Source organism: Roseovarius sp. 217 (genome assembly GCF_000152845.1).
Taxonomy (GTDB): Bacteria; Pseudomonadota; Alphaproteobacteria; order Rhodobacterales; family Rhodobacteraceae; genus Roseovarius.
Genome location: NZ_CH902584.1, coordinates 1,971,023 through 1,985,622, shown reverse-complemented (window position 1 = coordinate 1,985,622; position 14,600 = coordinate 1,971,023). Strand labels below are relative to the sequence as shown.

The 14,600-nt window shown below is 60.9% G+C and carries 15 protein-coding genes; 4 read left to right on the top strand and 11 right to left on the bottom strand.

The genetic code is table 11. The features are described from left to right. Positions 1-3: 3 nt before the first annotated feature. The 3 genes from fusA to rpsL are packed head-to-tail and all read right to left on the bottom strand — an operon-like array spanning position 4 to position 3,002. Entirely contained in the window at positions 4-2,127 is a 2,124-nt protein-coding gene (fusA, locus tag ROS217_RS09465; protein ID WP_009817499.1) for an elongation factor G, read from the bottom strand. A 20-nt stretch (positions 2,128-2,147) separates the two neighbouring features. Then, the gene (gene rpsG / locus ROS217_RS09460) at positions 2,148-2,618 is read right to left on the bottom strand and encodes a 30S ribosomal protein S7 (protein WP_009817498.1); all 471 of its coding nucleotides are present in this window, start codon (positions 2,616-2,618) and stop codon (positions 2,148-2,150) included. A gap of 12 nt (positions 2,619-2,630) precedes the next feature. Then, complete coding sequence (rpsL, locus tag ROS217_RS09455) at positions 2,631-3,002, bottom strand: 30S ribosomal protein S12 (protein ID WP_008281863.1); 372 nt, start codon at positions 3,000-3,002, stop codon at positions 2,631-2,633. Positions 3,003-3,354: 352 nt separating this feature from the next. On the opposite strand from rpsL, the gene ROS217_RS09450 reads away from it, so the two are divergent. Next, entirely contained in the window at positions 3,355-4,173 is an 819-nt protein-coding gene (locus ROS217_RS09450; RefSeq protein WP_040650493.1) for a glycosyltransferase, read from the top strand. Here ROS217_RS09450 and ROS217_RS09445 read toward each other — a convergent pair. The 4 genes from ROS217_RS09445 to ROS217_RS09430 all read right to left on the bottom strand — a co-directional run bounded on the left by ROS217_RS09445 (position 4,112) and on the right by ROS217_RS09430 (position 8,850). Further along, positions 4,112-5,032 (bottom strand): DMT family transporter, encoded by a 921-nt coding sequence (locus tag ROS217_RS09445; protein ID WP_009817495.1) that lies wholly within the window; start codon positions 5,030-5,032, stop codon positions 4,112-4,114. The two genes, ROS217_RS09450 and ROS217_RS09445, sit on opposite strands and share 62 nt — an antisense overlap. 68 nt (positions 5,033-5,100) lie before the next feature. Next, on the bottom strand, positions 5,101-5,880 hold the full coding sequence (locus ROS217_RS09440) for an inositol monophosphatase family protein (RefSeq protein WP_009817494.1): 780 nt from the start codon (positions 5,878-5,880) through the stop codon (positions 5,101-5,103). Further along, positions 5,867-7,219, bottom strand: coding sequence for a TldD/PmbA family protein (locus tag ROS217_RS09435; RefSeq protein WP_009817493.1), 1,353 nt, complete (start codon positions 7,217-7,219; stop codon positions 5,867-5,869). The genes ROS217_RS09440 and ROS217_RS09435 overlap by 14 nt, the downstream gene beginning before the upstream one ends. Positions 7,220-7,329: 110 nt before the next feature. After that, the gene (locus ROS217_RS09430; RefSeq protein WP_040651294.1) at positions 7,330-8,850 is read right to left on the bottom strand and encodes a DUF2125 domain-containing protein; all 1,521 of its coding nucleotides are present in this window, start codon (positions 8,848-8,850) and stop codon (positions 7,330-7,332) included. Positions 8,851-8,980: 130 nt separating this feature from the next. Between ROS217_RS09430 and ROS217_RS09425 the strand changes: the two genes are divergently transcribed. The 3 genes from ROS217_RS09425 (at position 8,981) to ROS217_RS09415 (ending at position 11,464) form a co-directional block, all read left to right on the top strand. After that, a complete protein-coding gene (locus ROS217_RS09425; protein ID WP_009817491.1) occupies positions 8,981-9,730 on the top strand; it encodes an SDR family oxidoreductase in 750 nt (249 codons plus the stop codon). Next, positions 9,727-10,359 (top strand): enoyl-CoA hydratase/isomerase family protein, encoded by a 633-nt coding sequence (locus ROS217_RS09420; RefSeq protein WP_009817490.1) that lies wholly within the window; start codon positions 9,727-9,729, stop codon positions 10,357-10,359. Before ROS217_RS09425 ends, ROS217_RS09420 begins: the two co-directional genes overlap by 4 nt. Positions 10,360-10,492: 133 nt before the next feature. Beyond that, positions 10,493-11,464 (top strand): hypothetical protein, encoded by a 972-nt coding sequence (locus tag ROS217_RS09415; protein WP_157046574.1) that lies wholly within the window; start codon positions 10,493-10,495, stop codon positions 11,462-11,464. A 376-nt stretch (positions 11,465-11,840) separates the two neighbouring features. On the opposite strand, the gene ROS217_RS09410 is transcribed toward ROS217_RS09415, so the two are convergent. The 4 genes from ROS217_RS09410 to rbfA are packed head-to-tail and all read right to left on the bottom strand — an operon-like array spanning position 11,841 to position 14,495. Then, positions 11,841-12,410, bottom strand: a complete 570-nt coding sequence (locus tag ROS217_RS09410) for a DUF1643 domain-containing protein (RefSeq protein WP_009817488.1) — start codon at positions 12,408-12,410, stop codon at positions 11,841-11,843. Further along, positions 12,407-13,312 carry a tRNA pseudouridine(55) synthase TruB gene (gene truB / locus ROS217_RS09405; protein WP_009817487.1) on the bottom strand — a complete coding sequence of 302 codons (906 nt, stop codon included), beginning with the start codon at positions 13,310-13,312 and terminating at the stop codon, positions 12,407-12,409. The genes ROS217_RS09410 and truB overlap by 4 nt, the downstream gene beginning before the upstream one ends. 36 nt (positions 13,313-13,348) lie before the next feature. Continuing rightward, positions 13,349-14,113 (bottom strand): phosphodiester glycosidase family protein, encoded by a 765-nt coding sequence (locus ROS217_RS09400; protein WP_009817486.1) that lies wholly within the window; start codon positions 14,111-14,113, stop codon positions 13,349-13,351. Further along, the gene (gene rbfA, locus ROS217_RS09395; RefSeq protein ID WP_009817485.1) at positions 14,100-14,495 is read right to left on the bottom strand and encodes a 30S ribosome-binding factor RbfA; all 396 of its coding nucleotides are present in this window, start codon (positions 14,493-14,495) and stop codon (positions 14,100-14,102) included. The genes ROS217_RS09400 and rbfA overlap by 14 nt, the downstream gene beginning before the upstream one ends. Positions 14,496-14,600: the final 105 nt, after the last annotated feature.

The following is a 14,600-nucleotide window of genomic DNA, read 5'->3' as shown; positions in this document are numbered from 1 at the left end:
CCGTTATGCGTATTTCTTTTGGATTTCTTCAGAGATGTTGTGCGGCACCGGCTCGTAATGCGAGAATTGCATCGTGAACTGGGCGCGTCCCGAAGACATCGAGCGCAGCGTGTTGATATAGCCGAACATATTGGCCAGCGGGACGTTTGCGTTGATCGCAATCGCATTGCCGCGCTGTTCCTGACCCGAGACCTGACCGCGCCGCGACGTAAGATCGCCGATGACGTTGCCGGTATATTCCTCGGGCGTGACCACCTCGACCTTCATGATCGGCTCGAGCAGCTTGGCACCGGCCTTCTTGAGACCTTCGCGCATGCCCATACGACCGGCGATTTCAAACGCCATGACCGAAGAGTCCACATCGTGATACTTGCCGTCGATCAGCGAGACCTTGAAGTCGATCACAGGGAAGCCCGCGAGCGGACCGCTGTCCATGACAGAGCGGATACCTTTTTCGACGCCCGGTATATATTCCTTGGGCACGGCACCACCAACGATCTTGCTCTCAAAGCTAAAGCCTTCGCCCGGCTCTGTCGGCGTGATGACCAGCTTGATCTCGGCGAACTGACCCGAACCACCCGACTGTTTCTTGTGGGTGTAGGTGTGCTCAACCATGTGGCTGATGGTCTCACGATACGCCACCTGCGGCGCACCGATATTGGCCTCAACCTTGAACTCGCGACGCAGACGGTCGACCAGAATGTCGAGATGCAATTCGCCCATGCCCTTCATGATGGTCTGACCTGATTCAAGATCGGTCTCGACGCGGAAGGACGGGTCCTCTGCTGCCAGACGGGCCAGACCCGCCGACATTTTCTCTTGGTCGCCCTTGGTCTTGGGCTCAACGGCGATCTCGATCACCGGATCGGGGAAGGTCATGGTTTCCAGAACAACCGGCTTGGCCGGATCACATAGCGTATCCCCGGTGGTGGTCTCTTTCAGACCGGCCAGCGCGATGATGTCGCCTGCAAAGGCCTCTTCGATCTCTTCGCGGTTGATGGCGTGCATCATCATCATCCGGCCGACGCGCTCTTTCTTGCCTTTGGTGGCATTGAGCATCGCATCGCCCTTCTTCATCACGCCGGAATAGATGCGTGTAAAGGTCAGCGAACCGACGAACGGGTCGTTCATGATCTTGAAGGCCAGCGCCGAGAACGGCTCGGAATCATCGGCATGACGCGCGATGTTACGGGTCTCGGTCTCGTCATCCGGGCTAAAGCCCATGTAGGGCGGCACGTCGAGCGGCGACGGCAGAAAGTCGATGACCGCGTTCAACAGAGGCTGCACGCCCTTGTTCTTGAACGCAGACCCGACGAGGATCGGCACAAAGCTCAGCGACAGCGTGCCCTTGCGGATCAGTGCGCGCAGGGTATCTTCGTCGGGCTCTTTGCCCTCGAGATAGCCTTCCATCGCATCGTCATCCATCTCGACGGCGACTTCGATCAGGTTGGCACGCCATTCGTCAGCGAGATCCTTGAGATCATCACGGATCGGCTGACGGACCCAGGACGCGCCCAGATCTTCACCCTTCCAGACCCATTCTTCCATCTTGATGAGGTCGATGATGCCTTCGAGTTGATCCTCGGCACCGATCGGCAGAGCCACAGGCGCGGGGATAGCCCCGGTGCGGTCCTTGATCATCTTGACGCAGTTAAAGAAATCGGCACCGATCTTGTCCATCTTGTTGACGAACACCAGACGCGGCACCTTGTAACGATCAGCCTGACGCCACACGGTTTCGGTCTGCGGCTCGACACCGGCGTTTCCGTCCAACAGACAGATCGCGCCATCGAGAACCGCCAGCGAACGCTCGACTTCAATGGTAAAGTCGACGTGGCCGGGGGTGTCGATGATGTTGAAACGGTACTTGGTATCCGAAACGCTCTCGAGGCTCGGATCTTCCTGACGCTGCCAAAAGGTCGTGGTCGCAGCCGAGGTAATGGTGATACCGCGTTCCTGCTCCTGCTCCATCCAATCCATCGTCGCGGCGCCGTCATGGACTTCGCCGATCTTGTGGGACTTGCCGGTGTAGAACAGGATGCGCTCGGTCGTCGTGGTCTTGCCCGCATCGATATGGGCCATGATCCCGAAGTTCCGGTAACGCTGGAGGGGATAGTCGCGTGCCATGATTCAAATGCCTCTGAGGTTTACCAGCGGTAGTGGCTGAACGCTTTGTTCGCGTCTGCCATCTTGTGGGTGTCTTCGCGCTTCTTCACGGCCGAGCCGCGGCTCTGAACGGCATCGACCAGCTCACCGGCCAGACGCTCTTCCATGGTGTTCTCGTTGCGCGAACGCGACGCATTGATCAGCCAACGGATTGCCAGAGCCTCACGACGCTCGGGACGCACTTCGACGGGCACCTGATAGGTGGCACCACCGACGCGACGCGACCGCACTTCGACGGAGGGTTTGATATTGTCCAGCGCTTCGTGGAACACTTCGACGGGCGCGCGTTTGATCTTGGCCTCGACGCGCTCCAGCGCATTGTAGACGATCGTTTCGGCGACGGACTTTTTGCCGTCGATCATCAGGTTGTTCATGAACTTGGTCAGAACCCGATCACCATACTTGGCATCGGGCAGGACTTCGCGTTTTTCTGCGGCGTGACGACGAGACATCTATAATTCCTCTTACTTCGGACGCTTCGCGCCGTATTTCGAACGGCGCTGCTTACGGTCTTTGACGCCTTGCGTATCGAGCACGCCACGCAGGATGTGGTAACGCACACCGGGAAGGTCTTTCACACGGCCGCCACGGATCAGAACCACAGAGTGCTCCTGAAGATTGTGGCTCTCACCGGGAATATAGCTGATGACCTCAAAGCCATTCGTCAGGCGCACTTTGGCGACCTTCCGCATGGCCGAGTTCGGCTTCTTCGGCGTCGTGGTATAGACGCGCGTGCAAACGCCACGCTTCTGAGGGCAACCCTGCAGGTGCTGTGACTTGGTGGTTCTGACTTTCGGCTGCCGCGGCTTGCGGATCAGCTGTTGGATCGTTGGCATTCCGGTTATTTCCCCGTCTCTCAACACATGTGTCTGCACAAGGACCAGCCCCATGCGGTTAATCAAAAGCGAATCGCGCGTCCGCAATACGCAAAGACCGCAATCGCACCCTGTATTTCGGGTCCGACGCGGTGGGTTTCCAGAGGATCGGGGCGCGCTCGCCCGGATCTTGACCACTACAGTTCTGATACAGGCGACGGGGCGACCCCCTCAGCCATGGATGGGGCGCGTATAGGGGGAGTCGCGGGGGTTGTCAACAGCCCTGCCCGCCCTTGCACAGATGCCCGACGGGTGCGATGTATCAGGGACAAAAGCGGGCGTAAACCCGCGCGCCAACAGAGGGTTCAGAGCCATGCGCGTGATCGGGATTTGCCGATTCTCCTACCCGGCTGTCGGCGGCTTCAAGCGGATGCACGACACCGTTGCGGACCGCGAAGCCTATCTCTATGCGCCGGCCCGGATGGACCTGCGCTTTCGCCATTTTGAATGCCTCACCCTGCCCTCCATCGCCGCGCAACAGCATCCCGACTTCACCTTTCTGGTGATGATCGGTGACAGCCTGCCCAAACGCTACCGCGACCGCCTGCACGACCTGACCGCCCATGTGCCGCAGATCAAGATCATCGAGAGCGAACCGATGAAGCACCGCCTCGCGATGCAGATCGCTATCAAGACGGAACTCGGAGAGGACACGGTGCCCTCCATGCAATTCCGCCTTGATGACGACGATGCCGTCGCCCTCAGCTTCGTCCGCAGCCTGCGCTGGTTCGAAAAGCATACCCGCACCATGCGCAAGAACTGGCCTCACATGGCAATCGACTATAATCGCGGCTACTCGGTCACGCTGTCGGATGAGGGGATCAAGGCCGAAGAAGTGCAGCCGCCCTTCTGGGCATGCGGTCTGGCCGTGCTCTTTCGTCCCGGCGATGACCTGACCGTGATGAATTTCAGCCATCACAAGCTGCATTACGACATGCCGACCCTTATTCAGCCCGGCCCGCATATGTATCTGCGCGCCAAACATGACGACAATGATTCCGCCGCAAAATACGTCTGCGGCCCGATGCACCCGCTGGACAGCCGCGAGGCGGCCTTCTTCAAGTCTCAGTTCAACGTGGACGAGGACCAAGTGAAAGCTGTCTTTTCAGATCCGCCTTCGCCCGTCGACTGATCTGCGCCTCGCGGTAGAGCGTGAAAAGACCGCTCGCCACCACAATCGCCGCCCCGATCAGGGTCAGGGTCTGCGGCCAGTCGCCAAACACCAGCCAGCCCAGCAACAGCGCCCAGATCAGGCTGGTATAGCGAAAGGGCGCCACGAAACTGATCTCGCCCACCCGCATCACCATGATGGAAAAGAGATAGCCACCGATGATCATCACCGCCGCGCCACAAATGATCAGGGCGGCCCGTGCATCTATCGGCTCCCACTCCCCGGTCAGGCTCCCCAGACCGAAAAACGCCATGATGAAAAACGAATTGAACAGCGTCACCAGCATCGAGGGCACATCCCGCGACAGTTTGCGCGTCGCCAGATCGCGCAGCGTGACAAAGGCCACCGCTGCCAATCCGTAGACCGAATAGACGTTGAACCCTTCGGTGCCCGGCCGCACGATCAGCATCACGCCGATGAACCCAGCCAGAATGGCCGACATCCGCTTCCACCCCACCGGCTCGCGGAAAAACAGCGCAGCGGCCAGCGTCAGGGTCAACGGCAAGGCCTGCATGATCGCGCTGATATTGGCCAAAGGCATATTATAGAGCGCGGAGACAAAGAAATACGCGGACCCGATCTCGCCCACCATGCGCCAGAACACCGGCCCCCAATCCTCGCGCGGCAAATGCCGCTTCAGCGCCCCCATCTTCCACGCAATCAGCGCCACTAGGATCGTCGTCACCAGCCCGCGCAGGAACATCACCTGAAACAGCGGCACCTGTCCCGCCAGCGCCTTGATCATGGCATCGTTCAGCGTGAACGCGGCCATCGACCCCATCATCAAGAGGGCGCCGGTCAGATTGTCAGAGCGGGGCATGATGTGCCTGTTTTTTGATCCTGTTGCCTCGGCATTAGACAGGGATCAACGACAGGTGCAACCCGATATCACCCCGCCAACGCCGCGTGCAGCGCACTGTGCAGCACCGGGTTGGCCGCCAACACCCCGTTGACCATCGGCACCGGATTGTTGAACCTGAGCGGCCCCGCGTGACGGTCCGACGTCACCGCCCCCGCCTCGCGCAGAATGAGATCCCCCGCCGCGATGTCCCATTCCCAGGATGGGCGCAGGGTCATCATCGCGTCATAGCGCCCCTCTGCGACAAGACCGAGGCGATAGGCAAGGGATGGTCGAAACGCCCGCGTCACATCGGGCACGCGTCCCCCCAGCCAATGCTCCGGCGCATAATTGGGCTTGGAGGCCAATATCGACGCCCCCACCAGATCGGCCCGTCCGGTGGCCCGGATCGGCACCCCGTTCAGCGTGGCCCCCTGACCCACAGCGGCAGCATAGAGCTTGTCCCGCATCGGCAGATAAATCGCGGCGGCAATCACCACGCCACCCTCGGACACCGCCAGAGAATGCGCCCAACTGTCATTGCCCTCGATGAAACTGCGGGTGCCGTCGATGGGATCGACAATGAACACCCGATCCGACTGCAACCGCGCTGCTGTGTCTTCGGTCTCTTCCGACAACCAGCCATACTCGGGCCTTGCGCTGCGCAATTGCTCCACCAGCATCGCATTGACCGCCAGATCCGCCGCCGTCACCGGACCAGCCCCCCCGGCCTTGTCCTGCACCTCCAGCGGCCCACCCACATAGGCGGTGGCAATCCGACCCGCCTCATGCGCAGCCTCGATCAAGAGCAGCAGATCACTCCCCGGCAAGCGTCATCCCCTCAATCAAGAGCGACGGCACCACCCGCCCCAGATGCAGCCGCGCGTCATTGGCCGGGATCATCCGGCGCAGCATCTCGGGCAAACTGCCCGCGATGGTGCATTCGTTGACCGGCCATTTGATCTCGCCATTCTCCACCCAGAACCCGGCGGCGCCTCGCGAATAATCGCCGGTGTTGGGATTGATCGTCGAGCCGATCATCGACGTCACCAACAGGCCCGTTCCCATCTCGCGGATCAGATCGTCACGGCTCTGCCTGCCCTGCGTCAGCGCGATATTCCATGTCCCCGGCGCGGGCGGCGCAGAGGTGCCGCGCGTCGCATTCGCCGTGCTCTGCATCCCCAGCTTGCGCGCATTGGCCAGATCGAGCGTCCATCCCATCAGCACGCCACCCTGAACAATCGCACGCTTGGCGGTGGGCAGCCCCTCGGCATCAAACGGCCGCGATCCGCTCACGCGCGGACGGTGCGGGTCTTCCAGCACCGACAGCGCCTCTGGCAGCACCTGCTCTCCCAACCGCTCGCGCAGCCACGACGATCCCCGCGCCACTGACGCGCCACTCGCCGCCGCCAGCAAATGCCCGATCAGCGTGCCCGACACGCGCTCGTCAAACACCACCGGATAGGCCCCGGTGTGCGGGCGACGCGCGCCCAGACGCTCGACGGCACGCTCCCCCGCACGGCGACCAATCTCGGATGCCTCACGCAGATCGCTGGCAAAGATCCGGCTGTCGCCATCGTAGTCGCGCTCCATCCCGGTGCCCGTCCCGGCAATCGCCACGCACGACAGCCCCGTATCACTGCGCGCATAGCCGCCGGAAAATCCGTTACTGGCGGCAATATGCACCGCGCGCTGACTATACCCCGCCGTCGCCGACTGCACCTGCGTGACACCGGCCACGCCAAGCGCCGCCGCCTCCGCCTCCTGCGCCATCCGCGCCAGGGCATCGGGCGCCGGTTCGGGGCTCGGATCACAGAGCTCCAGCGCCGCCACATCCCAGTCACGCGCCAATTGCCCCGGCTCCGCCAGCCCCGCATAGGGATCGACCGGCGCTTCCCGCGCCATCGCCACCGCCCGCTCGGCCAGCGCGGCAATTGTCGCCTCCCCGGTATCCGAGGCCGACACATTCGCCTGCCGCCCGCCAATCAGCACCCGCAATCCGATGTCCACACCCTCGGCGCGCTCGGCCTGCTCCAGCGTGCCGCCGCGCATGTCGATCGTTACCGACTGCCCGCGCAACGCCATCGCATCCGCCGCCTCGGCCCCCGCCTTGAGCGCCGCGTCAATCAGCGCATGGGTCAATTCATCAAGCGCTTTCGGCATGGCCATCTCCTTGTTGCCGCCCTGAGGTAGACCGACACCCCCCCACGCGCAAGCCCGCGCCCATGCAAAAGGCCACGCGCCTGCGCCCGTGGCCCCCTCTGCCGATTATTTTCGCGTTATTTCAGACGCTGCCCATTGGCCAGCACCTGACCCTCCTCGGTCACTTCAATGCGCGAGGTGAGCTCATCCTCGCCCGACCCGGTGCGCGCGAACATGCCCGCCATCATCCGCACCATCACCGCCTGATCCTCGGCCACAAAGCCCATGCCAATCAGCTTGTCCAAGAGACCGTTGCCCCCCACCAGCCGCAAATCAATCGCGCCCTCGGGCGCAGGCACCCCGTCAAAGCTGGTCAGATCCGTCTGATCAAAGGTAAACGCCCCCGCCCCGGTCAGCTTGGCCCCGGCCAGATCGACCGTCAGATCATTGAGCACAAGGCTCTCCACTTCACCGGGGGCCGCTTCACTCTCTTCCAGCTTGGTCATCTGCTCGGGGTCGAGCAGATCAAAGAACAGCCGCCCCTTGCCCGACAGATCGACGCTGATCGTCGCCGGATCACGCGGCAACTGCTCGCCCGGATCGAACATCGCCCAGATCATGTCCGACATGGTAAAGCCGCCAAAATTCAGCGCCAGCGCATAATCCTGCATCTCGTCGCTCTTGCCCACCGGCATCACAAGGTTGAACCCGGCGCGCTCCATCTCAGCCGTCACCGGAAACGGCAGATCGTCCCCTGTCATCGTGAGGCTCACACCGCGCCCATCACCGCCATAGCGCAACCCCTCAGGGCTGATCGCCGCCCGCAACGTGCCACTTTCAGAGGTTTGTGTGCCCTCAACGACCTTACCCTCATTGGTGAACTTATAGGCGGTGGTGCCGCCCTCATACTCCATCAGACTGTTGACCCTCAGCCCCTCGCGCAGCGCAGCGGCCATGTCGCTTGCATCAATACCATCGACCAGATCCCCATCGCCGGTCATGCTGATCCGCGCCAACGTGCCCTTGATCTCGGCACGCCCCCCCGCTTCGGGATCGGTGAAATCAATGTCATACCCCACCGGGCCAGCGGTCAACTCCTGCGTGAACCCGCGCGTGTCCCCGGCCTCTTTGCTCTGATACTGCCCCGCCAGATCCGCCATTCGGATCTGCGCCGCGCCAATCTCGGGCGTCTGCTCTCCGGCCACCAGATCGGTCAAGGTCATCGTCATCTCTTGCGCGGTATAGTCATAGCTCATCGCCGCCGGATCGCCGGTGACGCGCATGTCCATGCCCCGCTGCGCGATCTCGATCGTCAGCGCGACCTGCTCGCCCGCCTCATCCTTGAGGTCCATCGCCATCGGAATGGTCTCGGGCAGGATCACCACAACCGATCCGTCGCTCTGCTCCACCAGTTGCATCTGATCCATGCGCAGCTCGACCATGCCGCCCTCTTCTGGCACCTGCATCCGCATCGCCATATCCCGAATCGTCAGCGTATCGCCCGACTGCGCGGTGTCACCCTGCACGTCATAGCCATAGCTTTCGAGATAGCTCTGCCAATCCTCCCAGACCTGCACGGCGGTCAGATCGGCAAATCCGGCCGTCGCCGACAGACAGAGCAAAGAGGTCGAAGCGGTAAGCGTGCGGCTATAAGACATGAATGACACCTTGTTGAAATCGGGGTTACTCATAGCTTGGGTCGTCGCAGCGAAAGGGTCAAGGGATGATCTGACTGGAACTTGACCCGTCCCGGCGTTAGGACAAGGGCAGCCACTAGAGGGGAATACCATGGATATGCAGGGTAAATGCGTTCTCATCACCGGAGCCAGCAAAGGCATCGGCGCCGCCGCTGCGCGGGTTTTTGCCGCAGCCGGGGCGAATGTCGCCCTTGCTGCACGCAATGGCGACGCGATTGCCGAACTCGCAGGCGACATCGGCCCCTCGGCCATCGCCATCCCCTGCGATGTCAGCCGCTACTGGGAAATCGAGGCCGCCATCGCCGCCTGCCACACCGCCTTTGGGCAATTGGACGTGCTGATCAACAACGCCGGCGTGATCGAACCCATCGCCCCCCTGTCCGACGCTGATCCCGAGGCATGGGCGCGCGCGATCGACGTCAACCTCAAGGGCGTGTTCAACGGCATGCGCGCCGCCCTGCCCGGCATGATGGCACGCGGCGCGGGCACCATCCTCACCGTCAGCTCTGGCGCGGCTCACCATGCCCTCGAAGGCTGGAGCGCCTATTGCACCTCCAAGGCCGGGGCCGCGATGCTCACCCGCTGCGCTGCTCTTGAGGCATCGCCTGTAGGCGTCCGGGTGATGGGCCTCTCGCCCGGCACCGTCGCCACCGACATGCAGCGCGAAATCAAGGCCAGCGGCGTCAACCCCGTCAGCCAGTTGGACTGGTCCGATCATATCCCCGCCGATTGGCCCGCCCGCGCCCTGCTGTGGATGTGCGGCCCCGATGCCGCCGACTTCGCCGGACAGGAAATCTCGCTGCGCGACGAGGCCATCCGCCGCCGGGTGGGCCTGATATGACCCCGGCCGCCCTTGTCACGCTGGAGCGTGACGGCGGGCTCTGGATCGCGACCCTCAATCGCCCGGACAAGGCCAACGCCCTGACCGAGCCGATGCTAACCGAACTGGCAGACATCGCCGAGGCCGCCCAAGAGGCCCGCGTGTTCGTGCTGACCGGCGCGGGCAAGGTGTTCTCTGCCGGGGCTGACCTAGAGGCCGCGCGCACCGGTCTGGCCACCAGCCCGGTCTGGGAGCGCCTATCCGGGGCCATCGCCGCCCTGCCCGGCCTCAGCATCGCCGCCCTCAACGGAACGGTCGCAGGCGGAGCCACCGGCATGGTGCTGGCCTGCGACATCCGCATCGCCGCCGAGGGGGCCGGGGCGTTCTATCCGGTGATGAAACTCGGCTTTCTCCCCCAGCCCAGTGACCCGGCCCGCCTCGCCGCTCTGATCGGCCCGGCGCGGGCAAAAATGATCCTTCTGGCCGGCGCGCGCCTCAACACCCAAGAGGCGCTCGATTGGGGTCTCTTTGACCGCGTGGTTCCCGGCGCGAGCCTGATGCAGACCACCCACGATCTCGCAGCCAACGCCCTCGCCGCGTCCCCCGACCACGCAACGGCGCTCAAGGCGATGTGCCCTGCTGCGGGCTGAAATGGTAAACGAAACCCCAATTATCCACGAAATAGGTGAGTATGATAACGTTCAGATCAGCAAAAAGTTGTAGATCATGTCTTGAATGGATATCTCTTCTCAAGGTCGGAAAACTGGCGTGTAAGGTGTGTTGATGACGAGATTTTTTCTGCGTCGACGAGTTTTGGTGCCATTGTTCCTGATGCTTGCCCTGGTGGGCTTGGTATCCAGATGCGTCCCCGAAAAGTCGATCGGCATGGAAGAAAAGGCAACGCCATTGATTTGGCTGGACGAACACACCTACTTTTATTCGCAAAACAACGATGTTCGCGCCTTGAGCATCGAAGACAGGTCGATACGGCCAACTGACAAGAAGATGCCAATATGGGCTCACCAAGCCCCGCAATTTGACACTGAGCCAATTGAGCCGGGACAGTTCTTTGTGCAGGACAATAACACATACAGTGTCATTGATGGGAGCAAGATGAGAGTGATCCCCTACCAGCATTGGAAGCGGAGCGGGATAAACCAAAGTTTTCCACGGATGGAAGGAATTTCGTTCAACACCTATCTCCACCTCGGCAAGGTCGGCCTAATAGTTTTTGAGGCAGGCAAACCCAAGCTGATCAACTTACCGCTGAAGCTTCCCGATAATAGATCAGCGCCGTTCGTCGTATGGGACAAACACGCTGGGATGTTTTTTGCGATTCAGAATGGCTGCGAATATCCAAACGAAGATGGCTCTTGTCAAAGAACCGCGTGGTGGCTGGATCGAGACCTTAACTTAGTTCAGGTCGTGGCCTTGCCAGAAGAAGATCTTTTGTTTGTCGAAGAAAAGTTTAGCTGTTTTTCCTGCGGCTGTGGGTGTGTAACGCGGGAGGATATTTATGCAGTAAACGGCAAGGTTTTTTTTCAAGTTTCGGGCTCCCCAATCCCGTCTTCCAGAAGAGGTTTGTATGAACTGGTGCAAGAAGCAGATGAAAGCACCAGTTGGCGACAAGTCATCGAGGGGCGTGTAGAGCCTCCAATGGCGTTTTCTCCGTCCGGCTGCCACGTTGCGTTCTACCGTGTCTCTTATCTGGGGAACGCGCTCGAAGAAAAAAATGTGTGTTCCACTGGCAATTGACTACCTTCTGCCGGATACTGCCGGAAACTTCTTATTGACGCTTTCAATGGACCTGCCGCCCGACACCGCAATGCGCGCATCTGCCGGACGACACGGGTCAGTTTCCAGACCGATTCAGCAACCGTCTTATTGCCGGTTTGGTATATAAGGTATCCTGACCTTCATGTCCTGTTGGCGGCTGTTCCAACGCGACCGGATTTCATCAAGGTGCCGTTGAGGGTTTTGTTACCAATGCCCCCCGACCGCGCGACGGCGTTCAAGGCGATGTGTCTCGCGGAAGGATGAAAATGTGCCCTGCTGCGGGCTGAATGGACAAGAGCGCGGATTGGACCGCGCGGCCGTACGGTTTGACCGCACAAACGTACAGTCCCCCTGTTCAGACCGGCATTGGAAACGGCCTGAGCACAGTATCTTTGCGCAGGTAAAGCGGATGCTTGGCCGACCCGTCCTTGTTCAGCCCCAGACACATCAGCGGCTTGCCAGTCGCAGCAATATCACGCAGCGTTTGCCGCACAACCTCTTGATAACGCTGATGAAGTTTTCCGTAGGCTAGCACGACAAACTCGGATTGCTCCGCCATCGCCACCAACGCCGGGATATTCGCCGGGCTGCACGCCTCCGCCGGATCGCGCGGCAGATCCTTCGGCGATGTCGCCCGCCAATCCAGCATATTCCCCTTGAAATAAAAAGAAAATTTCCAATCCTTGGCAAACATCACCTCACGGTGACAGGTCGGATCAGACACTTCAGCACTCGCCACAGAGGGGTTCATCCCTATGAACAGCACCCTGCGCGGCACAACGCCCTCAGGCGTCCAATCCCGGCTCAGAACTTGCCGATAACGGCCACATATAGAATATTCCGCGCCACCAACCACACCATCCGGCAGGCGCAGCCGCACCTTGCCACCCGGATCGTGCAGATGATCAGGGGCTGCTCCGCTCATTGGTTGAACACCCGCGAGGGATGCAATTCCCCCGCCTTGTAGCGCCCGACGGCAACCGCCTTACCCTCGACCGCAGCCCAACATTCTTCTCCATATTCAATGCCTTGCGCGATCACCATGCCGGGATTTCCGTTCCGCAACCGGGCTGCTCCCTCGGGCGTCGCTGTCACCATAGGGAGGTCCGCCAACCCTTCTTCGAGCGGGCGAATGTGCTCCTCCAACTCCGGGCCATGCGCCATCCGGTCAATCTCTTCGATACTCAGCCCATCCTTGGCCTCGAACGGCCCCGACCACACCCGGCGCAACCACGCCACATGCCCGTAACACCCTAAAATCTCACCCAAATCTCGCGCGACGGACCGAACATAGCCACCCTTGCCGCAGGTCATTTCCAGCACCACATGATCCGCATCCGGACGGTCCACCAGCAGCAATTCCTCAACCCACAAAGGCCGCGCCGCCACCTCGAACTCTTCCCCATCGCGCGCCAGCTTATAGGCGCGCTGCCCGTCGATCTTGACGGCAGAATATTTCGGCGGGACCTGCATCACATCACCGACAAACCCTCCAAGGACATCCTTAATCTCTTGATCTGACGGGCGTTTTTGGCTTTCAGCGATCACCTCGCCCTCGGTGTCGTCGGTGTTGGTTGCCTGTCCCAACCGCACGCAAAACGTATACGCCTTGAGCGCATCGGTGATATAGGGCACCGTCTTGGTCGCCTCTCCCAGCGCCACCGCCAGCACACCCGTCGCCTCAGGGTCCAGCGTGCCCGCATGCCCCGCCTTCTGCGCCTGAAGCGCCCATTTCACCTTGTTGACAACGCTGGTCGAGGTCATGCCAGCGGGCTTGTCCACCACCAGCCACCCCGAAATCTCGCGCCCCTTGCGTTTGCGTGCCATCCCCGGCCCTTTGCCTGTTGTCTAAGGCAGCAGCGCCTAATCCACCGCAGCCTTCGCGTCAATCACCGCCCCCACCATCGGTCCCAACGGAAATCCGATATCAGAGCGATTCACCCCCGGCGCATGCAAACGCGAGACCTTGCCATCGAAATAGAGCGCCTGCGCCACCTTCAGATGATCGCGAAAGAAGCGGCCAAAGGTATGAAAATTCAATGCGTTGTCAGAAATTACAAACCAAGCCTTTCGCCCATTCGCGGACGTGCCCACGCCATTGCGAACGTAGTGGCTATCGCTATCCACCAGAAAGCGCGGATGCACTGCGCCATCAATCACCAACATCGGTCCGGATTGAGTGGCATAGCGACATGCGGGACGTTCGCGCGCATATCGCAGGGTTTCGATGACATGGGCGCGACCGTCACCGATACAGAATACCCCGTTGGGCAAAAGCCCGAAATTGCCCGGACCGTCACGCGTGATGAGTCCCTTAACCTCTTGGCCTGCCTCGATATATAGCCCCACAGGGCTGCGATCCGCATGGTACATGCCCGCGTTCATCGCGAATGCAAGTGCCTTACCCTCGGCCTTCAACTTGTTTTCGATAGCGCCAAAACTGCCCAAGGGGGCCCCGCTCTCAGCATCGTTGAGGAAAAGCCGCAGATCGTCGCGCCCGATGTCCACGGCGCAGACAGTATAGCTCTCGTCCTCAAATCGCTCGGTTCGGCACTCAGCAGCCTGAACAGCGCCAGAGCCAGAGCCAAGCACCACAGCAAGCAAAAGCGCGAGCCTAACCTTCCACATCCCGGCGCACCGTGTCTTGGTCAAAGAGACGTCGTGTCTCATCGATCTGATCAAAGGTCTCATCCAGCCGAAACCGCAGGTCGGGGGCGTATTTAAGCCCCACTTTCTTGCCGATCATGCGCCGCAACTCATGTTTGTTGCGCGCCAGAAGGGCGATCAAGTCGTCTTGGCCTTCGCCGCCCAGTGGCATCACATAAGCGGTGGCTATCTTGAGATCCGACGAGGTGCGCACCTCGCCCACCGTCACCGAAATGCGGTTGAGGTCAGGGTCATGGATATCACCCCGCATCAGAACTTCGGACAAGGTACGTCGGATCAACTCGCCCACGCGAAGCTGCCGTTGCGAAGGGCCGGGCCCGTCATGAAACTTGTTCTTTGCCATGCCTCGCATCTAATCGCTCGGGCAGGCATTTCCAAGCAGAGAAATCTGCCCGGCTTTTTCTTGGCGTAAATACTCCTGCCCCGTTTGCGCCACGACCCGCGCCCT

Coding starts and splice junctions, on each gene's coding strand:
- ROS217_RS09435 (WP_009817493.1), bottom strand. CDS start 7,219: ATGGCCATGCCGAAAGCGCTTGATGAATTGACCCATGCGCTGATTGAC.
- ROS217_RS09415 (WP_157046574.1), top strand. CDS start 10,493: ATGACGAGATTTTTTCTGCGTCGACGAGTTTTGGTGCCATTGTTCCTG.
- ROS217_RS09430 (WP_040651294.1), bottom strand. CDS start 8,850: ATGTCTTATAGCCGCACGCTTACCGCTTCGACCTCTTTGCTCTGTCTG.
- ROS217_RS09420 (WP_009817490.1), top strand. CDS start 9,727: ATGACCCCGGCCGCCCTTGTCACGCTGGAGCGTGACGGCGGGCTCTGG.
- truB (WP_009817487.1), bottom strand. CDS start 13,312: ATGGCACGCAAACGCAAGGGGCGCGAGATTTCGGGGTGGCTGGTGGTG.
- fusA (WP_009817499.1), bottom strand. CDS start 2,127: ATGGCACGCGACTATCCCCTCCAGCGTTACCGGAACTTCGGGATCATG.
- ROS217_RS09445 (WP_009817495.1), bottom strand. CDS start 5,032: ATGCCCCGCTCTGACAATCTGACCGGCGCCCTCTTGATGATGGGGTCG.
- ROS217_RS09410 (WP_009817488.1), bottom strand. CDS start 12,410: ATGAGCGGAGCAGCCCCTGATCATCTGCACGATCCGGGTGGCAAGGTG.
- rbfA (WP_009817485.1), bottom strand. CDS start 14,495: ATGGCAAAGAACAAGTTTCATGACGGGCCCGGCCCTTCGCAACGGCAG.
- ROS217_RS09400 (WP_009817486.1), bottom strand. CDS start 14,113: ATGTGGAAGGTTAGGCTCGCGCTTTTGCTTGCTGTGGTGCTTGGCTCT.
- rpsG (WP_009817498.1), bottom strand. CDS start 2,618: ATGTCTCGTCGTCACGCCGCAGAAAAACGCGAAGTCCTGCCCGATGCC.
- ROS217_RS09450 (WP_040650493.1), top strand. CDS start 3,355: ATGCGCGTGATCGGGATTTGCCGATTCTCCTACCCGGCTGTCGGCGGC.
- rpsL (WP_008281863.1), bottom strand. CDS start 3,002: ATGCCAACGATCCAACAGCTGATCCGCAAGCCGCGGCAGCCGAAAGTC.
- ROS217_RS09425 (WP_009817491.1), top strand. CDS start 8,981: ATGGATATGCAGGGTAAATGCGTTCTCATCACCGGAGCCAGCAAAGGC.